Raw genomic sequence first — 21,246 nt, 5'->3', positions numbered from 1 at the left:
CCTTACTCCATCATTTTTTCAATAGGTAACACAAGGATAGAACTGGCTCCCAAGGCTTTGAGCTGCTCCATCGTTTCCCAAAATAAGTTCTCTGAACTCACCAAATGCACCGCCACTTTGCTTTTATCTGCCGAGAGCGGTAGTACGGTCGGGTCTTCAGCACCGGGTAACAACGCAGTAATTTTGGAGAGCTGCTCAACGGGAGCATGTAACATGATGTATTTTGATTCTTTGGCTTGTTGCACGCCGTGCATGCGAGTCAGCAATTTATCAATCAATGCCGCTTTATCGGCCGTGAAATCGCCTGAACGTTGAATAAGCATGGCTTTGGATTGGAAGATCACTTCCACTTCTTTTAATCCGTTTGCCTCTAAAGTGGCTCCCGTTGAGACTAAATCGGCAATCGCATCAGCAAGACCTGCGCGAGGAGCGACCTCCACTGAGCCCGTTAACATACAGGTACTAAAATCGATTCCCTGTTCATCCATGTAGGCTTTGAGTAATTGCGGATAAGTCGTCGCGATCCGTTTACCTTTCAAGTCTTGCGGGCCAGTGTAGGTTTGATCTTTATCCATGGCGATCGACAGACGACATCCACCAAAGTCCATCCGACGGAGGCTGACAAATTGGCTTGGCTGATTCAGCGCGCGGCGATCTAAGCGAGTCTCTTCGAGGACATTCTCACCGACAAACCCTAAATCAACCACGCCATCTATGATCAATCCGGGAATATCGTCGTCTCGAACGAGCAGGAGATCAATCGGCATATTCAGCGAATGAACCACGAGTCGCTCGCCCATAATGTTGAATTTCACCCCACATTTTTTCAATAAATCTTGGCACTCTTGACTTAAGCGACCTTTCTTCTGAATAGCAATTCTTAGGCGTTGTGTTGGCATTCGTTCATTCCTTTGTTATTTATCGCGTTAAAATCAAACCGTAAAAAAACCCTTGGAAGAGTGCTCTCCCAAGGGTTTAAAATCTAAATATACTTTTGATTTAACCACCGGGAGCGTCCTGCCTCCCGGGTATGCGTACATCTCCCGAAAGACTGGCTAGGGATGATGATGGTGATGAATATTCATTACAAAATTACGCATACTGATTGTCTTTCTATGGTTTAATTCGACTGTTTTCAACACTAACTAAGCTTGACCATATTTGCAACTGCAAATTGCAAATTTTTCTAATTTATCGTCAATGCTCGCGATTAACGAACCATTCTAGCTTTAGATAACCAAGATAATATCAAACAAACGATGATAAACACCACGCTTGAAGCCGCCAGAGAAGCTAGGACCGAAGCCGTCATTCCTAACACCACAAAACCAATCGCAGAAATAAAGGCCACTGAAAGTGAATAAGGCAATTGGGTTGCAACGTGATCAATATGGTTACAACGCGCTCCTGTTGAAGAGAGAATGGTCGTATCTGAAATCGGTGAGCAATGGTCACCAAACACTGCTCCCGCCAATACCGCGCTGAGCATCGGCAACATCAATGCAATGTCAGTCGCCGCGGCCATGTCTCCAGCAATCGGTAACATAATCCCAAAGGTCCCCCATGAGGTTCCTGTTGAAAACGCCATCACACCTGACAATAAAAAGAGCATCACCGGTAACCAATGAGGATTAATATTGCCTTGCACCAATGAAGACAAATAAGCCCCCGTTTTCATGTCACCAATCACTGAACCAATCGTCCAAGCAAAGATAAGGATCAAGATCGCACCAAACATCGAACGAGCACCAATCCACATCGTCATCAATGTGTCTCGTAATGGCATTTTTTGTTTGAATACGGTAATTAATGCGGCGAGTAACCCTGCCGAACCGCCATAAACTAATGAGGTTCCTACGTCAGTATTTTCGAAGGCTCCGAGAATATTAAAAGCCATCCCCTCACCCGCTAAAGCTTGTCCACCGGTGTAGAGCATGGCACCAATAGTAGCAACAATTAGTAATACAATCGGTAACACCAAATCCAACACTTTACCGTGTTCACTTTCCGGGATGTCTAACTCTTCATTTAATTGATGAGCAGCGGGACTATCATTGTCCTGATCGTTATCAAATCCTCGACCTTGCGATGCATTAATTTCATGACGACGCATCGGGCCAATATCCATTTGAAACCACACTACCGCAAATACCATGAGCAAGGCAAAAATAGCGTAAAAGTTCATCGGTACAAGGCGTAAATAAGCACCAAGCGGTGAATAATCAGTAATGCCGTGCGAAACGAGAATACCACCGATAATCGTCATGATGTATGCGCCCCAGCTGGAAGCAGGCATCACAACACACATTGGCGCAGCCGTCGAATCTAAAATGTAAGCCAGCTTGGCACGTGATACATAAAAACGATCCGTGACTGGTCTTGAAATAGAACCGACCGCTAAACTATTAAAATAGTCATCAACAAAAATAAACACACCAAGAAAAGCCGCTAATAATTTAGCCCCACGTTTGCTTTTTACGCGAACTTGTGCCCATTCGGCAAACGCACGAGTACCGCCAGATAACGTCAATAGCGCGGTCATCATGCCTAATAATAATAAAAAGCCAACAATACTCATATTCCAAGTATTGATACCGCCATCAGCGATAAAAACACTGAATACTTGACCACTGGTATAAGAAACCGCATCAGTCACGGAATAGTTAGCGAGCAGTAAAGCACCGATTAAAATACCAACGCCAAGAGATAACAACACTCGACGGGTAATAATTGCTAAGCCCAATGCAACCAAGGGTGGTAACAAAGACAAAGGCGAGGAAGCAAAATCAATTACATTCATGATCTTCAAAAACCAATAATAAATGGCAAGAGATCTACTGCAGACAAACTGGACGATATAGATCATCACAGCTTATGTTGAACTAAGCGAAAGGGAAGCGAACACTTCACCCAACCCTACAGTAGCGCTCCATAGTTTAACAACACAGTACCGAACTGTAGGTTGGTTATATTCACCAAACGCGAACGGTACTTAGACTATGGCAGTGTTGTTCCTATTCGATAACAACCCCAGCAAGCCGTGTTGATCGACGACTTACTTCGGCGGTAAGGCCTTTCACTTGGATTCATTGGCATCACCCCAACCCTAGTTACTTTTCAATACCGCACCTCTACATCGAGAAATCCGCTTACTTAATCATCTTAAGTAATCCATGACTCCCGCATTAGGTCATCGCATTGTACTTATCATCCATCTCAATGCAACCCATAGTAAGGTTTAATTCCTTTTGATGCTCTGCCGCTTGCCGTTACTGTTCAGTAGTCCGTGACATCATCGATTTTTATTGCAGCACTGATCCCAATTTAAAATGAATGACAGCATGAGCTGATAGCGGCAGATGATTATGCAATGAATATCACTAAAAATAGTAAATAGACTTGAAAAAATCCGTTTCATGGTTAACGTTATGCTCAAATATGGTCATATTATTGGCTATACTATAAGCCAATAATATTAATCTTCGGCTTGTTAATCTTTTTTTACTCAATATTCGTGTTATTATCATCATCCTAATATTGCTAGAACAAATAACTAGGTTTAATATTAAGCGGTAAACCATTTTATCTCACAGGAAACAGTAATGTCTGAACTAACTAAAACGCTATTAAATATTCGTAGCCTACGTGCATATGCTCGTGATTTAACTCTAGAACAGCTTGAAGAAGCGCTCGATAAATTAACGACCGTAGTACAAGAGCGTAAAGAACTTGAAGAACAAGAAAAAGCGGCAATGGCAGAACAAGAAGCTAAGCTCTCTGCGATTGCTGAACAAATAGCTAAAGAAGGTATTGATGTGAGCGCGTTAATTTCTGCGCTTGCTGGCGAAACCAAAACTAAAGCTAAGACGAAACAAGGCAAACGTGCACCACGTCCAGCTAAATATAAATACATGGACAATGGCGTTGAAAAAACATGGACAGGTCAAGGACGTACGCCTTTAGCAATTCAAAAAGCATTGGATGAAGGTAAATCATTAGAAGAGTTTGCTATCTAAACTCTTTTATTTCCTCTTTGTTAACTAACGGCTTGGTATTTATCTGCTGATAATCGCATTCATCAACCTTGGAGCCTAACTCTCGATTAGTGAGTATTTCGTTAACAAAAGGGAATTTATCTGTCATACAATAAAGGCTCCTACTAGGAGCCTTTATTATTCACTGCGGCAAATAATCTGCCGCCGTATGTTTGTGTCTTTATCGTTCCCAGTAGGCTTCTTCTAAGCTATCTTCTCGCTCAGGCAAACCACGAGATAAACGAGGTGAATGTTGTACTAATACCTCATAACTGGCTCGATTAGAATATTTGCACACTTGAGAAAAAGAAGAGTATGTTAAAAATTGATATTGATGCTTACTTGAATTAGGTACATTTTCTTTATGGTACTTATTCGCCGCCATATCATGCAATAAAGCCGACAGTGCGGCATCACCTGCACCATTGGTATTTTTAATCTTTTCTGGTCCGCCCATATAAGGAGCGATATGCGAATAAACCCGGATAGGATTTTCGCAACCAAGACGACTGGTTGGGCGACTAAATTCATAACGATTAAATTCTGCAATTGAACCCGGTAATAAAGGTAGAGAGGTTTCACGTTTCGCTGAATCCTCGGTGTAACCGGCCATAAATAAACCCACAGGACCTGCTGTACAAAGCACTAAATCAACCCAATCTAACGCTTTATCAGAAGCGGCTAGTGGATCTTGTTCTCCCGTTAAGGCTTGCGCTTCATCTTCATTCATCGCTAACACTGTGACGTGTTCACTTAAAAATCGCTGCCAAAACTCCGGGTCTTCCTGAATAACAAATTTAGTCCCGAGGGTTAATACTACAGGTACGTCGTATTTTTTTGCATACTCAATCGCTCTCATTGTCGCATCTGGCATCGGATCGCCCGCTTTACAACGCACTAAATAAGCCGTAATCACCAAAGCAGAAGCGGTACGGAAAATTTTCTCTGGAATATTATCTGGATTTAATTGGTTCATTTGACCTTCACTGATCGCAAAGGTTCGTTCACCATCCTCGGTGATTAAGGCAAAACAACGGCCAATCGCACCGTCAACACCTTGTAAATAATTAAGATCAACGCGACTAGAAGTATTACAAAGATAACGATAGCCATAGCTACCAATCTTAATATCTTGGCTCATTACCCCTAATAAGGTAGAGCGATCGTCTGCCAGTACCGAATAGTTATGTAGTGTATTACCGATCGTCCCACCAGCATATTCACTACTAATTAATTGATTGCTTTTTAATTCCTGATAAAGCGCTTCTGCCGCCTCGTCATTGATCACTAAAGAGTGGCCTTTACTTAGTCCATAACGCTCAATCAGCTCAGAATCCACTTTCGCTTCAATGTCGACCAAAGTTTGATCAATTCCAATAATGTGTGTACGGGACATTTTTTTATTTTCTTGCGCTTGGATAACCAGTGGATCGCGAGCATGGACAGGAAAATAATGTTTAGATTTACGTTGGCCAGGAAATTTCATAGCGTCAATTCGGCTTGGGAATAAAAAGATGGGCGATTCTAACTCGCTCTCCACTAAAACAGCAACTAACAGAAACAAGGCAAACGTTTTCGTTGTGGTTTTTATTTTTGTCTGTGTTGACTTATGCACCTTTGCGAATCGTTGCTTCGCACTTTGTCTCAGCGCTCACCTGATGCACCCGCCATCATGACAAAATGGTCGCAAATAGCTCAGATAATCAGCAAGGGAAGTGTGATTGCGGTCGCGGATCTGTCCTCGAAAAATTCTTTCTGTTAGAATCTGGACCCAAGTTAATTAAGTGGTATTACGTTATGTCAGATAACCGCAGTGCAAACAGCCAAAAGAAAGTGATTGTTGGCATGTCAGGTGGCGTGGATTCCTCCGTTTCAGCCTATCTTTTACAACAACAAGGCTATCAAGTCGAAGGCTTGTTTATGAAGAATTGGGAGGAAGATGATAACGAGGAGTACTGTACTGCCGCTGAAGATTTAGCGGATGCTCAAGCGGTCTGTGACAAGCTAGGCATTTATCTGCATACCATTAATTTTGCTGCAGAATATTGGGATAATGTCTTTGAGTATTTCTTAGCTGAGTACAAAGCTGGCAGAACGCCTAATCCGGATATCCTCTGTAATAAAGAAATTAAATTCAAAGCCTTTCTTGAGTTTGCGGATGAAGTCCTCGACGCTGATTATATTGCTATGGGTCATTATGTACGCCGTACTTTCCCAACTCAAGGTGAAAAGCCACAAATGCTGCGTGGTTTAGACAGTAATAAAGACCAAAGTTACTTTTTATACACCCTGAGTCACGAACAAGTAGCAAGAAGTTTATTCCCTGTCGGGGAACTAGAAAAACCTGAAGTTCGTCGTATTGCTGAAGAGCAAGGTCTCATTACCGCCAAGAAGAAAGATTCCACAGGAATCTGTTTTATTGGCGAGCGCAAATTTACCGACTTCTTATCTCGCTATTTACCTGCACAACCGGGTAAAATTGAAACGCCGGAAGGCAAAGTGATTGGTGAACACCAAGGACTGATGTATCACACCCTAGGACAGCGTAAAGGCTTACATATTGGTGGTTTGAAAGACGGCAGTGAGCAACCTTGGTATGTGGCAGAAAAGGATTTACAACGTAATGTTTTGATCGCAGTGCAAGGCGCGGATCATCCATTGTTAAAATCTCAGGGGTTAGTGGCTTCTCAACTACATTGGGTTTCTCGTCAAACCATCACCGAGCCAACACGCTGCACAGTCAAAACTCGTTATCGTCAAACGGATATTGCCTGCACTATTATTCCGCTTGATGAACAAAACATCAAAGTGATGTTCGATGAACCACAAATTGCCGTTACCCCAGGGCAATCTGCCGTCTTCTATCAAGGCGAAGTCTGCCTCGGTGGTGGGATTATTGAACAGCGCATTTCTTAGTTAACTGTAGGAGTATTTACGTGGCTAACACCAACTACGACCGTACTATCGCCTTTGCTGGAATGTGCCAAGCCGTGGCTTTGGTTCAACAAGTGGCAAAAAACGGTCACTGTGATTCAGACGCGTTTGCAACCTCACTCCAAGCTATCGTCAACCTTAATCCCAATAATACCGTAGATGTTTTCGGTAATGAGGCCAATTTAAAAGTTGGCCTTCAATGTCTAGTGAATGGGATTGATAGCACGCCATCAGGAGGTGAGGTGACTCGTTATCTGATTAGTTTGATGGCCTTAGAACGTAAATTACATACGCGACGCGATGCCATGGCTCAACTTGGCGACCGTTTGCAGATGTTAGAGCGTCAAGTAGAACATTTTGATCTGCTTGATGACACCATGATCAGTAATCTTGCTAGTGTTTATCTTGATGTGATCAGTCCTATTGGTCCACGTATTCAAGTAACGGGCACTCCAACGGTATTGCAACAAACCGCGAATCAACAAAAAGTACGTGCTTTGCTACTTTCCGGTATCCGCTGCGCTGTGCTTTGGCGTCAAGTCGGTGGTAAACGCCGCCATTTGATTTTTGGTCGTAAAAAGATGATCGAACAAGCTCAGATCTTGTTAGCAAGACTATAACGCTTGGCTTAACTCTTATTCACCTTCATTTTTAACTCACACTCCAGGAGAATAACATGGAACTGTCAGCATTGACTGCTGTTTCACCGGTAGATGGCCGATACGGAAGTAAAACGATTGCGTTGCGCAGTATCTTCAGTGAATATGGTCTCCTCAAGTACCGTACTATCGTTGAAATACGCTGGCTACAGAAGCTAGCTGCCACGGCAGAAATTAAAGAAGTCCCTGCGTTTAGCCAAGCAGCCAATCAATTCCTTGACCAACTTGCTGAAAACTTTAGCGAACAAGATGCGCAACGTATCAAAGATATTGAACGGACCACCAATCACGATGTGAAAGCGGTAGAGTACTTCTTGAAAGAGAAAGTCGCGACAGTTCCAGAACTTCACGCCGTTAACGAATTTATCCACTTTGCTTGCACCTCTGAAGACATCAATAATACTTCGCATGCGTTGATGCTTAAAGAAGCGCGTGATACGGTCATTCTTCCGGAGATTCGTCGTATTATTGATGCTATTCGTCAATTAGCTGAAGAGTATCGTGATATTCCCCTCCTTTCTCGCACCCATGGTCAACCAGCATCGCCTTCTACCATGGGCAAAGAGATGGCTAATGTCGCTTATCGCATGGAGCGCCAATATAAGCAAATCGCTAATATTGAAATTTTAGCCAAGATCAACGGTGCCGTCGGTAACTACAATGCGCATCTTTCTGCTTATCCTGAAATTGATTGGCATAAATTCAGTGAAGAATTTGTCTGTGCGTCGTTAGGCGTCAATTGGAACCCTTACACAACACAGATTGAGCCACACGATTATATTGCCGAGCTCTTTGACGCTATTGCCCGTTTTAATACTATCCTCATCGACTTTGATCGTGATATCTGGGGATACATTGCTCTTGGTCACTTTAAGCAAAAAACCGTTGCGGGTGAAATTGGCTCTTCAACCATGCCTCATAAAGTCAACCCCATCGACTTTGAAAACTCGGAAGGTAATTTAGGCTTAGCTAACGCCATCTTTACCCATCTTTCGCAAAAATTGCCTATTTCACGCTGGCAGCGCGATCTGACCGATTCCACCGTACTGCGTAATCTTGGAGTCGGTGTGGGTTATGCGATCATTGCTTATGCTTCAACCCTAAAAGGCATCAGCAAACTGGAAGTCAATCGTGACGCTCTATTGGCTGAACTCGATAAAAACTGGGAAGTATTGGCAGAACCCATTCAAACCGTGATGCGCCGCTACGGTATTGATCAACCGTACGAAAAATTAAAAGAGTTAACTCGCGGTAAACGCGTTGACGGCGAAGCCATGCGCCAGTTTATTGATGGCTTAGCACTGCCTGATGCAGAGAAGGCTCGTCTTAAACAGATGACACCAGCGAGCTATATTGGTTATGCGATTGAGCTAACGGATCAACTCTAAGTGGTGAACTGATTAGACTAAAAAGGACTTCACATTGAAGTCCTTTTTTTGTTGATGTGTCCCGTTACTGCTTTTGGAAAAATAGGGTAATTTTACCGACTTCAATACCAAATTTCTTAATTTTGGTGAGGTTAAACATGTGACGATCATCTTGTCGATACATCCAATCATCAAACAACACTTCAATATTACGGCTCTCGGTACTCAATAAAAATGAGTAACGCCAGTGCAATGCATTACCGACTTCTTTACCTCGAGCTTGACCAATAATATCGTCAGCCTCACCGCGATATTCACCCTCTCCAGTGCGAGTGATCACCCAAATACGTTGGCTCTCCTCACCATCATCGAAAATAAAATCTTCGACCAGAGTCAGTACATCCCCCTCTACCGAACCTTCGATCAAAACTTCAAAACGTCGTGTTTGTTTATCGGTATAATCTTGCACCATCCCCCAAGCGTGGGTTGTGCCTGTAAAATAGTTGAACAGATCAAACTTTGGCTCTACATCCTGATAATCATTGATCTCTGTTGAACAGCCAACCAACACCAGTGCAACACTTAACCAAAGAGCTTGCCAATACTTTTTCATCCGCGCTTTCCTACCAGTTGATTTCTTAATCTAGGGTAATCACTCCGTGGTGATAACCAAATGGCCAAAAATGCCTCATTCATTTGGGGGTCAATCACCTCGCCACGAACGTGTTTATCTGTTGGTGTTGGAAAATACCACAACTGTCCATGCTGACCGTCCGAGAGATAAACGAGGCGCTGATCTTTTTCTACCGTTGGAAATAGGTGACTTAACTGGGCCATCCATGACTCAATGTTTTCCGCAGAGTAGCCGAGTTTTTGCCACTGCTTTTCGGTGGCCTCCAATAGCTGTTCACGACGAATCGTACGTAGGTAATGGATCTCTAAAGCCAGAGGATGAGTTGCCACCTCTTGACCGGGCTGCTTCTGGTATTGACCATCGGGAGAACGTAGCTGGGAGTGATAAACATCCCAAAATAACCACGATAGCGTAGCCTGTCCAACCACTGGCCAATCATGCCAAGCATCTCGCATTTCTGGTTGCGGTTTATCCACTTCTGCTCTCAACGGAAGGGGCAACATCATGACGAGCAAAAGCGAAATACGCATAACCCGTTTATATACGCTGAGCATTCCTTGCATGATTAAATACCTTTAATAAACACCATGTGAGCCACGACCATTGGATAAATAAAATGCCCATTACGGTCAGAACCGTCCATTGAAAATCCACGGCCGCAAATCGATAACCCGCCCAATAGCTGACCGCGCCACCTAAACCACCTAGGATAATGATCCAGCGTGATGAGTAATGCTGAATAGCTGGGATAAGCAATCGAGCGTACCAAGCAAAACCACACCATAGGATGACTAACCAGAGTGGGATCGGATAATCGGAGGGAAAGATAAACACTCCGATAGCGCCATTAATTACGTCCAATAATACACCTGCCGCAGCGAGCAGTATTACTTGCAAAAGCGAGGTTAACTGAGTGTATGCCATACTAAGCCAAGCGATGATGACCAACACTAAAGTCAACCATTGCCAGTCGGTCTGGCCCCAGACAGCAGACCACCAAATAACTTCAAACAGTAATGAAGGCAGCAGTAGTTTGCGCATTAAGCACCTTTCTGGAAGGTCATATGAATCGTACTGATCGTCCGAGCCTGAAAACCACCTTCGCAATAGCACAAATAATAACGCCACATACGAATAAATCGTTCATCGTAGCCTAACCGTTGCACCTCTGGTAACGCCGCTTCAAAACGCCAACGCCAATCGGCTAAGGTATGCGCATAATCTAACCCAATATCAAAAACATTGCGCACCACCAAATTGCTAAACCGAGTTGCCATTTGAGTTAAGGCGGTAATCGAGGGTAAAAAACCACCGGGAAAGATGTATTTTTGAATAAAATCAACATTATTACTGTAATAATCATAACGTTGATCGGTAATCGTGATCGCTTGAATCGCCATTAAGCCTTGTGGCTTCAATAATTGATTACACTGTTGGATATAAGATTTTAAGTAGGCTTTACCAACCGCTTCAATCATCTCAATAGAGACTAATTTATCAAACTGTCCCGTGAGCTGACGGTAATCTTGTTTTAATAAGGTAATTTGATCCGTTAAACCCAGCGACTCAACTAATGCCTGTGTGTAGGCAAACTGTTCTTCAGAAATAGTCGTGGTGGTCACTTTACAACCATAAGTTTGTGCCATGTAAATCGCCATCGCTCCCCAGCCTGTCCCGATCTCTAACACATGATCGCTGGCTTGCAATTGCAACTGCTGACACAAACGCTCCATTTTATTCAGTTGTGCTTGCTCTAAACTGTCAGTACTGTTTAGATAAAGTGCGCTAGAGTACAGCATTCTTTTATCTAAAAAGGTTTGGTACAGATCGTTACCAAGATCATAATGCGCTTCGATATTTTGCTTAGCTTGACCAAGGGAATTACGCTTTAACCAGTGCCCCATTTGATTGAGCCAGCGCATCACAATACTACTTTGCGCTTCCAGCTTATCGAGCGCGGCTAAATTTCGCGCCATTAATTCCATCACTGCGGTTAAATCGGGGCTATCCCACCAACCATCCATGTAGGCTTCTGCGGCGGCGATACTGCCACCTTTGAGTAAACGAGCATAGAAATGAGGATGTTTAACCTCTACCGTCGCGTGGATCTGCCCCTCTTGGGCTGGACCAAACTGTTCAATACCCACTTCATTGAACGATTCTTTGATGGTTAAACAGCCAATTTGCATTAGGTTGAGAGACTTGAATGCCATTGCCCGCGCCCCTTTTTGTAACACAGTTAGCGTCTTGGGCATATCCAAAGAAGAAGAGTGTGACATTAGCGTTTCTCCTTATTATTTTTGTTTACTGACGATGAATCTGGATGAGCATAAAAAGGTGCTCCTTTTATCCATAACTTCAACGCATGCCAATAGATTCCCACCATCACTTTAATTGTCATGATTGGCGTTTTCATTAATAGCTTAAGTAATTGAGCAGACGTAAAAGGCCGCGCTTTTAAGGTCAGCGTCGCATCGAATTCTTTATGCTGACGATGACACTCTAAATGCACCATTAAGCCTTGATTGAGCGGCTTTAGCTTCCAAACATACTGCTGATCAATTGGGTTAAATGGTGAAACATGGAAGGCTTTAGCATGTTGCCAATGCTGATTATCCTCCCCCGCCTCTGCCGGTAACGCATAGTAGTGACGCTCATTCCATGGCGTATTACTGACCTCTGCCAATAAATAGCGCCATTCTCCTTGATGATCGTACAAGTAATAAAAATTGACTGGACTAAAATAGAGACCGAGGTAACGTAAATGGACCACTGCCAATACTTTACCTTCGATACGCTCACCAGTGAGTTCATGAACTTTATCTTGCACCGCAGCTTTCAAATCACCTTGACCAAGATAATCTTGACGACGAAAACGTGCCCAATGCCACCATTTCTCACCCAACCCCCACACGTTTTGCTGAAGCTCAGACCACTGATCGAGGTCAATCGCAGGCATAAAGAGTGGGTAGGTCAAATCATGCGCCACTGGCGATAAACGCCGATGACGCACATGTCCAACCATTAAGGCACTGCTTACCGCGTTATCTTGACTGTGCATTACGCAGCCCCTTGCTGAGCCGTATTGGTCTGCGCGCTAAGGCGAGTTACAACGTCTAAAGCACTTTTAACACCATCTTCATGAAAACCGTTATGCCAGTAGGCACCACAGAACCAGGTGTGATTAACCCCACTGATCTCTGCTTTGCGTTGCTGGGCAGCTATCGCGGCACGGTTAAATACCGGATGATGATACGTAAATTTACGCAGCACTTTATTGGGATTAATACTTTCGCTGCTGTTTAAGGTGACACAGAACGTTTCTGAGCTATCAATATGCTGCAATATATTCATATTGTAAGTTAAAGCCGGCAAACGGGTCTCTTGATCCACGTCCCCTGCCAAGCGATAGTTCCACGATGCCCAAGCCGCTTTTCGCTTTGGTAATAAGCTGGTATCCGTGTGTAAAATCACTTCATTGGCTTGATAACCCATGGCGCCGAGTAATTCACGCTCAAGATGATTAGCATCCGATAACAAAGCTAACGCTTGATCGCTATGACAAGCAAAAATCACCTCATCAAAGTGTTCAATTTTGCCATGCACTTGCAGTTCAATACCTTGTCCGCTCCGTCGCAACCACTCAACAGGAGCATTGAGACGAATCTTATCGCGAAATCCTTGGGTTAACGGTTCAATATACGCTCGAGAGCCCCCTTCAATCACATACCACTGAGGACGATGAGTAATATCTAATAAGCCATGATTGAGGAAAAAACGCAGAAAAAACGTCAAAGGAAAAGCACGCATATCGGCCAATGAAGAGGACCATATCGCCGCTCCCATCGGTAAAATATAATTCTCACAAAAATAATCAGAGAATTGATGATGATGCAAAAATTCTCCGAGAGTTTGAACACTATGCTCTGCATCAGCCGCCGCGGCTTTAGCGAGTTGATTGAAGCGTAATATTTCGCGGATAAAACGATAAAAACTTGGCTTAAACCAATTACGCTTCTGAGCAAACAACGTCGTGATGGTATGGCCATTATACTCAAGGCCATTGGCATCATTACGTACACTAAAACTCATTTGTGTTGCGACGCCACGTACGCCAATCTCATTCATCATTTTGATAAAGTTTGGATACGTGCGATCGTTGTACACGATAAACCCCGTATCAATCGCATAAGACTGGCCGTTCAGTTCAACATCTACTGTGGCGGTATGCCCACCAATATAATCATTCGTTTCAAAAATCGTTACATCATGCTGTTGATGCAAGTAATGCCCACAAGTGAGCCCTGATATACCACTTCCAATAATGGCTATTTTCATTGTTATGTTGTCCTTCTATGCGCCAACTAATCGTTTGACAATAGCGTGCTGCCAGCGGTAAGGCAGTGCCGCGATTAAACGAATTATCCAAGTAAATACCGCAGGAAAATATATGCTCTGCTTACCTTTAGCCAGTCCTTGTCTAATAGCGGCAGAGGCTTGCTCAACAGTGATGATCATCGGCATAGGAAACGTATTTTTATCGGTCAGAGGTGTAGTGACAAAACCCGGGAAGATGGTCGTAACCTCTACCCCCTTAGCTTGCCAATCTAACCGTAACGTTCGAGCCAAGTAGTTGACCGCGGCTTTTGAAGCACCATAAGCTTCAGCTCTTGGCAGGGGAAGCTCACTGGCGATAGAGCCAACAAAAGCCACTCGATGTCCCTGAGTTAGATAAGGTTGAATGCCCTCAATGCAGTGCGCAATACCCAGTACATTAACCTCAAAAACGCGGCCTAATAATGCAGAGTCCATGACGCCATCATCAATGTATTCACAACTTCCGGCATTGAGAATCCAAAGCGTTGGAACCACCGTCAAAGAAGATAAAGCGTTGAGTGTCGCATGACGATCAGTGACATCGGCAATCAGAATTTCAATCGTGGGATACTCGGCTTGTAATGTTTGCAATGCCGGCAAATTACGCCCACAAGCCATCACCGACCAACCTTGTTGAGCATAATCTTTAGCAAGCTGCAAACCTATGCCTGAACTGGCCCCGGTGATCAAGACACCATTCATTGACCTAACCTCCGTTTCACCGCGCGAACTAAGCTACCCAGCAGCGGTAATTGCTCGTAGAGCATTTCACCTAAATCAAAATAATCTCGATGATAAATGACTTTATCGTCTTGAAACTTAATCTGGCTCATACCCTGAACATCAATCACTCGACCGCTGGCAAGCTTAGGATGCTGTAAGTGCATCGTCCACACGAGAAAAGCCGTTTGTTCAATTTGATGTTGTTCATGAATAGTAAATTCACATCGCTGCACATTCTGATAAAGGTTAACAAAGTACTGATGTAAGCTTTCTAGACCTTCAATACGGTGTGCTGCATCAGCGAAAACCACATCTTGATGGTAAATTTCAGGCAAACGATGCAAAGTATGCTTGCTGAGCTGACAGTAGAATTGACCAACCGTTTGAACATCCATGTGGAACCTCGTAGTTATACAAAATAATTTTTCGTACAATATAATGATAAGATAGTGCATTTTATAAAGTTGTACAAAAAAAAATTTGTACAACTTTATAAAAATGAGATACGACATAAAGAGATAAAACGATCAATCGATAAAAAAGAAAAACCAGCCCGAAGGCTGGTTAATGAATGATAAATAATGGGTTACGAGTTACGTAATGCGGCAATACGTTTATCTAGTGGAGGGTGACTCATTAATAGCTCAGTCACTGTACGCTTACCGTTAATACCAAACGCCATCATCGAACCCTCTAACTGCGACTCGTGACTCATTTTCAAACGCTCTAAAGCGGCAATCATTTTGTGTTTACCCACTAGTTGAGCAGCGCCAGCATCCGCATGAAATTCACGATGGCGGCTATACCACATAGTGATAAAGCTCGCTAAGAAACCAAACACCAATTCCAAAGCCATAGAGACACCAAAGTAAACCATCATATTGCTACCTTGCCCTTCATCTGAGTTGCGAGAAGAAACAATATTAGCGATAAAACGCGATAAGAATATCACGAAGGTATTCACCACGCCTTGCATCAATGTCATAGTTACCATGTCCCCATTAGCAATATGGCTTACCTCATGGGCTAATACCGCTTCTGCTTCATCACGAGTCATGTTGTGCAATAGACCGGTCGATACAGCGACTAACGAGTCGTTACGCTTGGCACCTGTAGCAAATGCGTTCATATCAGGGGCATCATAAATAGCCACGGTCGGCATACCAATACCCGCTTGCTGCGCTTGACGCTCGACGGTTTGCAGTAACCAATGTTCCATCTCATTGCGTGGCGTTTCAATGACTCTGCCTCCTACCGAGCGCAGAGCCATACTTTTTGACATAAGAAGTGAAATAAATGAACCACCAAAACCAAATACCGCTGCCAAAACTAACAAGCCAGACAAACTACCATGCTGAATGCCTGTTGTTGCATAAACGATATTCAGAACAACACTGAGCACCAGCACAACGGCTAGGTTGGTTGCTAAGAATAAAAATACTCGCTTCATTACTTCTCTCCAAATAGGATGTTTTGATTAATTGTACCGATGATATATCAGTCAACTTTTACTTTTATATAGAGATAGTGTTATCGATTTAATATTCAAGGTTAAGTGCTAAATTGCAACATTTAATGTCCGAGAAATTAACCAACAGATCCGATCAGTAAAAAGTTAGACTTTGGTCTTATTGAGGGGCGTAGTTAAAGCGATTAGATTGATCTAAGTCAATGGCTATAAGCAAACTATTTGCAGATTCAGCTAAAAAGCGGATATATCACAGCAAGCAAAGGAAACTACCACCATGGCCGAAGTCAATAGCTACCAAATGGCAATCGATTTACTGTGTTGTCATCTAGGATTAACCGTTGAAGAAGCAAAACAGCAATTGGGCATTACCACTCAGCCAACCATGCAAACACCAGTCAGTGATATCCAACAATCGTTACTCGGTCTATCACAAGATAAATAAGATTGAGAACCATCAAAAAATGAACGTTCTCAAAAAAGCCGCCATTTAAACCCATGGCGGCTTTTTTATGTTCAACAGAAAAACATCCTTCAACCGAAGTGTTAAGCTTTTGCTTGCCACTCATTACGTAGTGCTTTTGCTGCAAGCACCAAGTTGTTTAATGCCGCTTCCACCTCTGGCCAATTACGCGTTTTTAAGCCACAGTCCGGATTAACCCACAAACGTTCAACCGGAATTTTTTCCGCCGCCTTACGGAGTAAACCTTCTATCCATTGTTGTGAAGGAATATTAGGGGAATGAATATCATATACACCAGGGCCAATCGCATTCGGGTAATTAAATACCTCAAATGCTTTAAGCAATTCCATATTAGAACGTGAGGTTTCGATGGTAATTACATCGGCGTCTAACGCAGCGACAGAATCAATAATTTCGTTAAATTCGCTGTAGCACATATGAGTATGGATCTGTGTTTCTGGGCGCGCCACCGCCGCAGAGATCTTAAAAGCCTCCACAGCCCACTGTAAATACGCTTGGTGATCGCGCTTTTTCAGCGGCAAACCTTCACGAATCGCTGGCTCATCAATCTGAATAATATTGATGCCCGCATCTTGCAGATCGGCAACTTCATCACGTAAAACCAGTGCTAATTGCTGAGCAATGTGCTGACGAGAAATATCTTCTCGTGGGAATGTCCAACATAAAATGGTCACAGGCCCAGTTAACATCCCTTTCATTTGCTTGCTGGTTAATGACTGAGCATAAGTCGACCAACCTACTGTTATTGGCTGCTCTCTTTCAATATCGGCCACTACGATTGCTGGCTTAACGCAGCGCGAACCATAACTCTGTACCCAACCAAATTGCGTAGTTTGAAAACCAGCGAGATTTTCTGCAAAATATTCCACCATGTCATTACGTTCAGCTTCACCATGTACTAATACATCTAAGCCTAATGCTTCCTGACGCTGTACCGCATCGGCGATATGCCCTTTAAGCGCTTGATCGTATTGATTTTGAGTTAATTTACCTTGTCGATAAGCACTGCGCTCAGCGCGAATATTGCCCGTTTGTGGGAAAGAACCAATCGTCGTCGTCGGTAATAATGGTAAACCTAATACTTCTTGCTGATGATGGGCTCGCTCACTGTATGGTGCACTGCGCTCTGCCAGTGTTTGGCTAATACTCTTTAAACGTGTTTGCACTTGAGGCTTATTAACATGCAGGGCACTTTTTCGCGCGACAATCGGTAAACTGTAAGTATCGCAAGCTAAGATCGCCGCTTGATCGCCATCTAGCGCTTTCGCGAGTAAAGCCACTTCGGTAATTTTTTGCTTGGCAAAAGCAAACCAGCTGCGCACCTCCGCTGATAGGCTTGACTCTAAATCCAAATCCACCGGACTGTGTAATAAAGAGCAAGAACTGGCCAACCAGAGCCTGTCACCCAATTGGTCTTTTACGGGTTGTAATGACGTTAACAATGCGGCTAAATCTGCACGCCATACATTACGACCATTAATCACCCCTGCCGATAACACCCAATCTTGAGGTAACTTCTCAACCACGGTATTTAACTGTTGAGGCGCAGCAGAAAGATCGATGTGCAAACCATTGACCGGTAATTCAATAATTTTATCTAAGCTATCAACCACCGAATCAAAGTACGTGGTGAGTAACAGTTTCACCTCTCCTTGCAGAACTTGATAAGCTAATTTAAACGCATCTTGCCATTTTTGCTCTAACTCAAGAGCTAAAATCGGTTCATCAATTTGTACCCACGTCACGCCCTGTTTGGCTAATTTAGCCAAAATAGCTTGATACGCCGTTAATAGTCTTGGTAATAAGCTCAGGCGATCAAATCCTTCTTCGACCTCTTTACCTAAATACAAATAGCTTAATGGCCCTAGCAACACTGGTTTAACTTGATGGCCAGCTTTAATCGCTTCATTGACTTCATCAAACAGCTGCGGCCAACTGACTTCAAAACTATCATCAGCACTAAACTCTGGCACAATGTAGTGGTAATTGGTATTAAACCACTTGGTCATATCCGAGGCGGCGCTACCACTGCAGCCACAGCTATTTTGCGATTGACCACGGCCAACACGAAATAAGGTATCAATATCGGGAAACCCATCACGATGGCGCTTAGGAACATGACCGAGTAATAAGGTGGTGGTTAATACGTGATCATACCAGGCAAAATCACCCGCAGTCGCAAAACTCAATCCTGCTTCTTTTTGCCATTGCCAATTTTGTTGACGAATGTCAAAACCAACTTGTTTTAATTGGTTTTGAGTAATATCGCCGCGCCAGTATTGCTCTAAAGCGAATTTCAGTTGACGTTTTTCACCGATACGTGGGTAGCCGAGAATATGTGTTGTCGTTGCCATGGTTGTTATCCTTTTATAATTTATTTTTGCAGACATCCATCGCACCAAAGATGTCTGGACGTCCAAACTATCTCGCTAATCCACGGCCGGTACAATCGCCAATTATTCAACTTGTTTATTAAATAAATTCATGTTGATGTTCGATAGCTTCACTTCTTTAAATGCTAAATAGCCATCTAGATGTTTACAGCTCCAAAAAAACAACGTAAGTTAAATAGTAATAGACCAGAATAAAGATAAAAAGATGACGGTGACGCATGATAGAACTTAAACATTTAAAAACATTAGTGTCGCTACGTGAGACAGGATCGCTAACCGCGACGGCAACGAGTCTCCACTTGACGCAATCGGCTCTATCGCATCAAATTAAAGATCTCGAAGCGCGAATTGGCGGCCAGCTTTTTTTGCGTAAAACGCGTCCAGTACGCTTTACGTCTGAAGGGGATATTTTATTGAAAGTCGCCGATGAAGTACTGCCGAGACTGGTTAAAGCCGAAAATGAACTGGCTAGTTTAAAAGAAGATGTTAATGGTCGTTTACATATGGCGATTGAATGCCACTCCTGTTTTCAATGGCTGATGCCTGCACTACGTGAATATCAAATTGCTTGGCCGAGCGTTACTCTCGATTTTTCTTCTGGTTTTGGCTTTGAGCCCCTCCCTGCATTGCTGGCTGGAGAGCTTGATTTAGTGATCACATCAGATATTCTGCCTCGCTCGGAAGTGCATTATGAGCCGCTGTTTGATTTTGAAATGCGCTTGATCACAGCAACCACTCATCCATTAGCAGAGAAAACCTCTATTAGTGCGCACGATTTAGCCGACCAAACCATGCTGAGCTACCCAGTGCAAAAACAGCGCTTGGATGTAGTAAAACACTTTTTACAACCGGCAGGTATTGAACCCGCAAAATGGAAACAAGCCGATAATACACTGATGTTGGTGCAGATGGTCTCTGCAGGATTAGGAGTAGCAACGTTGCCAAATTGGGCGATCAGTGAGTTTTCACGTCAAGGGTTGATCACCAGCAAGCCGCTAGGCGATGGCTTGTGGCGCAGACTATTTGCGGCAACTCGTAATAGTGAAAAAAACAAACATTACTTGCAAGCCTTCTTCGCTATTGCTCGCCAACAATGCAAAAGCCACCTTGAGGGGATCAAGATGGCTTAAAAATAAATAGGTCTCGTAAAGTTAGACCGCTTTAAACTGGTTGGTGAGAGGGTCGTACCTAAAACCTAGGTTTTGCAGCTTACCAACCACATGTTCTTCATTCATCTCATACATTGAGACTAATTCACCCAAGCTATCACATTCAAGCCGCAGCTTCTCATTTACAATACCGAGTAAAATGGCATCATCAAGACGGCTCACATTGCTTAAATCCATCATCATGCTCCTCTATCGCCATACGCCCTATTAATAAGCTTAGTCGTAATTAGTCGAATGGAAAGTGAGCCGTCTCTCGAAACACAGTCAATTACAGGTAAAGATGATGAAAACCCGTAGCCGCAGCCAAAATCAACGTTTGAGCAAGAAGCAATTGTCCTTTGCTCACAGGCTTAACCAATAATAAATGCCAACACCAAACGACAATACCTATCACTAGTAATGAAAAACTTATCAATAAAGGTTGAGTCAATGCGGAGAGAGATTGCGCATCAAGTTGATAGGAATAAGGAACAATACAGAGTGTGGCGATCATCGCCGACAAAATTCCCATCACTGGCAATAGACGATGAAAGGCTTGTAAACGCGTACGAGCAATAGTTAATAACAGGTGCCCTAATAACGCGCCTAATAAAAATATCAAGCTGAGCAGAGACAAGCTTGCAGACCAATTAACCGTTTCAGTGATCAAAATCGCGACAAAGGCTAATGCTAAACCATCAGCCAGATACATCACCCACAACGGCCCCTCTTGACGTGTTTTTTTAGTTTGCACTTGCGAGTAAAAATAAAGCAAAGCAAATACGACTAAAAATGCCTCAACTTTTAATGACGCAACCGCAACCCATAAAATAGCCAGCACAGGCAGCACTTTATGTATTCGCCCCCGTTGCCCAGGACAAATATCGCCTTTGACCAACACGAGGGTCAACAACACTTGTGCGCCCAATAACATAGGAGCCATCACACTCAATAGGGAATAAAGCATAAATTCTTCGTTACATAATGAAAAACGGATGGGGATGATAACAAAAGCGTCACACCTC

The 21,246-nt window shown here is 43.4% G+C and carries 21 protein-coding genes, 1 riboswitch and 1 other annotated feature; of the genes, 6 read left to right on the top strand and 15 right to left on the bottom strand.

Going from position 1 to position 21,246, the window contains the following annotated elements; all coding sequences use genetic code 11:
• Nucleotides 1-2: 2 nt before the first annotated feature.
• Together hisG and VIB_RS05945 are read right to left on the bottom strand one after the other, a co-directional pair.
• Nucleotides 3-899 (bottom strand): ATP phosphoribosyltransferase, encoded by an 897-nt coding sequence (hisG, locus tag VIB_RS05950; RefSeq protein WP_004395067.1) that lies wholly within the window; start codon nt 897-899, stop codon nt 3-5.
• 40 nt (nt 900-939) lie between these two features.
• Nucleotides 940-1,077: a sequence feature (His leader region), on the bottom strand.
• 133 nt (nt 1,078-1,210) lie between these two features.
• On the bottom strand, nt 1,211-2,800 hold the full coding sequence (locus tag VIB_RS05945; RefSeq protein ID WP_040904232.1) for a Na+/H+ antiporter NhaC family protein: 1,590 nt from the start codon (nt 2,798-2,800) through the stop codon (nt 1,211-1,213).
• A gap of 114 nt (nt 2,801-2,914) precedes the next feature.
• Nucleotides 2,915-3,142: riboswitch (Lysine riboswitch) on the bottom strand.
• A 460-nt stretch (nt 3,143-3,602) separates the two neighbouring features.
• Between VIB_RS05945 and VIB_RS05940 the strand changes: the two genes are divergently transcribed.
• Complete coding sequence (locus tag VIB_RS05940) at nt 3,603-4,016, top strand: H-NS family histone-like protein (RefSeq protein WP_004395065.1); 414 nt, start codon at nt 3,603-3,605, stop codon at nt 4,014-4,016.
• A 199-nt stretch (nt 4,017-4,215) separates the two neighbouring features.
• On the opposite strand, the gene VIB_RS05935 is transcribed toward VIB_RS05940, so the two are convergent.
• Entirely contained in the window at nt 4,216-5,520 is a 1,305-nt protein-coding gene (locus tag VIB_RS05935) for an inosine/guanosine kinase (protein ID WP_040904781.1), read from the bottom strand.
• A 311-nt stretch (nt 5,521-5,831) separates the two neighbouring features.
• Here VIB_RS05935 and mnmA point away from each other — a divergent pair, with 311 nt between their 5' ends.
• The 3 genes from mnmA to purB are packed head-to-tail and all read left to right on the top strand — an operon-like array spanning nt 5,832 to nt 9,015.
• The gene (gene mnmA / locus VIB_RS05930; RefSeq protein WP_004395063.1) at nt 5,832-6,950 is read left to right on the top strand and encodes a tRNA 2-thiouridine(34) synthase MnmA; all 1,119 of its coding nucleotides are present in this window, start codon (nt 5,832-5,834) and stop codon (nt 6,948-6,950) included.
• A 20-nt stretch (nt 6,951-6,970) separates the two neighbouring features.
• Nucleotides 6,971-7,588, top strand: coding sequence for a high frequency lysogenization protein HflD (hflD, locus tag VIB_RS05925; RefSeq protein ID WP_004395062.1), 618 nt, complete (start codon nt 6,971-6,973; stop codon nt 7,586-7,588).
• A gap of 56 nt (nt 7,589-7,644) precedes the next feature.
• On the top strand, nt 7,645-9,015 hold the full coding sequence (gene purB / locus VIB_RS05920) for an adenylosuccinate lyase (RefSeq protein ID WP_004395061.1): 1,371 nt from the start codon (nt 7,645-7,647) through the stop codon (nt 9,013-9,015).
• Nucleotides 9,016-9,079: 64 nt separating this feature from the next.
• On the opposite strand, the gene VIB_RS05915 is transcribed toward purB, so the two are convergent.
• From VIB_RS05915 to htpX, 9 genes are all read right to left on the bottom strand, one after another.
• Nucleotides 9,080-9,607 carry a DUF3833 domain-containing protein gene (locus VIB_RS05915; protein WP_004395060.1) on the bottom strand — a complete coding sequence of 176 codons (528 nt, stop codon included), beginning with the start codon at nt 9,605-9,607 and terminating at the stop codon, nt 9,080-9,082.
• Nucleotides 9,604-10,191, bottom strand: coding sequence for a hypothetical protein (locus VIB_RS05910; RefSeq protein WP_244262426.1), 588 nt, complete (start codon nt 10,189-10,191; stop codon nt 9,604-9,606). The genes VIB_RS05915 and VIB_RS05910 overlap by 4 nt, the downstream gene beginning before the upstream one ends.
• A complete protein-coding gene (locus tag VIB_RS05905; protein ID WP_050782715.1) occupies nt 10,166-10,669 on the bottom strand; it encodes a DUF2878 domain-containing protein in 504 nt (167 codons plus the stop codon). The genes VIB_RS05910 and VIB_RS05905 overlap by 26 nt, the downstream gene beginning before the upstream one ends.
• Nucleotides 10,669-11,907 carry an SAM-dependent methyltransferase gene (locus VIB_RS05900; protein ID WP_004395059.1) on the bottom strand — a complete coding sequence of 413 codons (1,239 nt, stop codon included), beginning with the start codon at nt 11,905-11,907 and terminating at the stop codon, nt 10,669-10,671. The genes VIB_RS05905 and VIB_RS05900 overlap by 1 nt, the downstream gene beginning before the upstream one ends.
• Nucleotides 11,907-12,689 carry a DUF1365 domain-containing protein gene (locus tag VIB_RS05895; RefSeq protein ID WP_004395058.1) on the bottom strand — a complete coding sequence of 261 codons (783 nt, stop codon included), beginning with the start codon at nt 12,687-12,689 and terminating at the stop codon, nt 11,907-11,909. Before VIB_RS05895 ends, VIB_RS05900 begins: the two co-directional genes overlap by 1 nt.
• On the bottom strand, nt 12,689-13,966 hold the full coding sequence (locus VIB_RS05890; RefSeq protein ID WP_004395057.1) for an NAD(P)/FAD-dependent oxidoreductase: 1,278 nt from the start codon (nt 13,964-13,966) through the stop codon (nt 12,689-12,691). The genes VIB_RS05895 and VIB_RS05890 overlap by 1 nt, the downstream gene beginning before the upstream one ends.
• A gap of 15 nt (nt 13,967-13,981) precedes the next feature.
• Entirely contained in the window at nt 13,982-14,707 is a 726-nt protein-coding gene (locus tag VIB_RS05885) for an SDR family NAD(P)-dependent oxidoreductase (RefSeq protein WP_004395056.1), read from the bottom strand.
• Complete coding sequence (locus VIB_RS05880; protein WP_004395055.1) at nt 14,704-15,123, bottom strand: nuclear transport factor 2 family protein; 420 nt, start codon at nt 15,121-15,123, stop codon at nt 14,704-14,706. Before VIB_RS05880 ends, VIB_RS05885 begins: the two co-directional genes overlap by 4 nt.
• A gap of 191 nt (nt 15,124-15,314) precedes the next feature.
• Entirely contained in the window at nt 15,315-16,178 is an 864-nt protein-coding gene (htpX, locus tag VIB_RS05875) for a protease HtpX (protein WP_004395054.1), read from the bottom strand.
• A 295-nt stretch (nt 16,179-16,473) separates the two neighbouring features.
• Here htpX and VIB_RS17760 point away from each other — a divergent pair, with 295 nt between their 5' ends.
• On the top strand, nt 16,474-16,641 hold the full coding sequence (locus VIB_RS17760; protein WP_004395053.1) for a hypothetical protein: 168 nt from the start codon (nt 16,474-16,476) through the stop codon (nt 16,639-16,641).
• 101 nt (nt 16,642-16,742) lie between these two features.
• On the opposite strand, the gene metE is transcribed toward VIB_RS17760, so the two are convergent.
• Nucleotides 16,743-19,034 (bottom strand): 5-methyltetrahydropteroyltriglutamate--homocysteine S-methyltransferase, encoded by a 2,292-nt coding sequence (gene metE, locus VIB_RS05870; RefSeq protein ID WP_004395052.1) that lies wholly within the window; start codon nt 19,032-19,034, stop codon nt 16,743-16,745.
• A gap of 257 nt (nt 19,035-19,291) precedes the next feature.
• On the opposite strand from metE, the gene metR reads away from it, so the two are divergent.
• Entirely contained in the window at nt 19,292-20,203 is a 912-nt protein-coding gene (gene metR, locus VIB_RS05865) for an HTH-type transcriptional regulator MetR (protein ID WP_004395051.1), read from the top strand.
• Nucleotides 20,204-20,224: 21 nt separating this feature from the next.
• Here metR and VIB_RS05860 read toward each other — a convergent pair whose 3' ends face one another.
• On the bottom strand, nt 20,225-20,419 hold the full coding sequence (locus VIB_RS05860) for a DUF4250 domain-containing protein (protein ID WP_040904231.1): 195 nt from the start codon (nt 20,417-20,419) through the stop codon (nt 20,225-20,227).
• Nucleotides 20,420-20,510: 91 nt separating this feature from the next.
• Nucleotides 20,511-21,188 carry a hypothetical protein gene (locus VIB_RS05855; protein ID WP_004395049.1) on the bottom strand — a complete coding sequence of 226 codons (678 nt, stop codon included), beginning with the start codon at nt 21,186-21,188 and terminating at the stop codon, nt 20,511-20,513.
• Nucleotides 21,189-21,246: the final 58 nt, after the last annotated feature.

Source organism: Vibrio metschnikovii CIP 69.14, assembly GCF_000176155.1.
GTDB classification, from domain to species: domain Bacteria; phylum Pseudomonadota; class Gammaproteobacteria; order Enterobacterales; family Vibrionaceae; genus Vibrio; species Vibrio metschnikovii.
Note: the sequence above shows the minus strand (reverse complement) of the source record. Positions and strands in the feature narration are given on the sequence as shown.

Excerpts from the sequence above, each read along its gene's own strand:
- hisG (WP_004395067.1), bottom strand. The coding sequence starts at position 899 with ATGCCAACACAACGCCTAAGAATTGCTATTCAGAAGAAAGGTCGCTTA.
- VIB_RS05945 (WP_040904232.1), bottom strand. The coding sequence starts at position 2,800 with ATGAATGTAATTGATTTTGCTTCCTCGCCTTTGTCTTTGTTACCACCC.
- VIB_RS05940 (WP_004395065.1), top strand. The coding sequence starts at position 3,603 with ATGTCTGAACTAACTAAAACGCTATTAAATATTCGTAGCCTACGTGCA.
- VIB_RS05935 (WP_040904781.1), bottom strand. The coding sequence starts at position 5,520 with ATGAAATTTCCTGGCCAACGTAAATCTAAACATTATTTTCCTGTCCAT.
- mnmA (WP_004395063.1), top strand. The coding sequence starts at position 5,832 with ATGTCAGATAACCGCAGTGCAAACAGCCAAAAGAAAGTGATTGTTGGC.
- purB (WP_004395061.1), top strand. The coding sequence starts at position 7,645 with ATGGAACTGTCAGCATTGACTGCTGTTTCACCGGTAGATGGCCGATAC.
- VIB_RS05915 (WP_004395060.1), bottom strand. The coding sequence starts at position 9,607 with ATGAAAAAGTATTGGCAAGCTCTTTGGTTAAGTGTTGCACTGGTGTTG.
- VIB_RS05910 (WP_244262426.1), bottom strand. The coding sequence starts at position 10,191 with ATGCAAGGAATGCTCAGCGTATATAAACGGGTTATGCGTATTTCGCTT.
- VIB_RS05905 (WP_050782715.1), bottom strand. The coding sequence starts at position 10,669 with ATGCGCAAACTACTGCTGCCTTCATTACTGTTTGAAGTTATTTGGTGG.
- VIB_RS05900 (WP_004395059.1), bottom strand. The coding sequence starts at position 11,907 with ATGTCACACTCTTCTTCTTTGGATATGCCCAAGACGCTAACTGTGTTA.
- VIB_RS05895 (WP_004395058.1), bottom strand. The coding sequence starts at position 12,689 with ATGCACAGTCAAGATAACGCGGTAAGCAGTGCCTTAATGGTTGGACAT.
- VIB_RS05890 (WP_004395057.1), bottom strand. The coding sequence starts at position 13,966 with ATGAAAATAGCCATTATTGGAAGTGGTATATCAGGGCTCACTTGTGGG.
- VIB_RS05885 (WP_004395056.1), bottom strand. The coding sequence starts at position 14,707 with ATGAATGGTGTCTTGATCACCGGGGCCAGTTCAGGCATAGGTTTGCAG.
- VIB_RS05880 (WP_004395055.1), bottom strand. The coding sequence starts at position 15,123 with ATGGATGTTCAAACGGTTGGTCAATTCTACTGTCAGCTCAGCAAGCAT.
- htpX (WP_004395054.1), bottom strand. The coding sequence starts at position 16,178 with ATGAAGCGAGTATTTTTATTCTTAGCAACCAACCTAGCCGTTGTGCTG.
- VIB_RS17760 (WP_004395053.1), top strand. The coding sequence starts at position 16,474 with ATGGCCGAAGTCAATAGCTACCAAATGGCAATCGATTTACTGTGTTGT.
- metE (WP_004395052.1), bottom strand. The coding sequence starts at position 19,034 with ATGGCAACGACAACACATATTCTCGGCTACCCACGTATCGGTGAAAAA.
- metR (WP_004395051.1), top strand. The coding sequence starts at position 19,292 with ATGATAGAACTTAAACATTTAAAAACATTAGTGTCGCTACGTGAGACA.
- VIB_RS05860 (WP_040904231.1), bottom strand. The coding sequence starts at position 20,419 with ATGGATTTAAGCAATGTGAGCCGTCTTGATGATGCCATTTTACTCGGT.
- VIB_RS05855 (WP_004395049.1), bottom strand. The coding sequence starts at position 21,188 with ATGCTTTATTCCCTATTGAGTGTGATGGCTCCTATGTTATTGGGCGCA.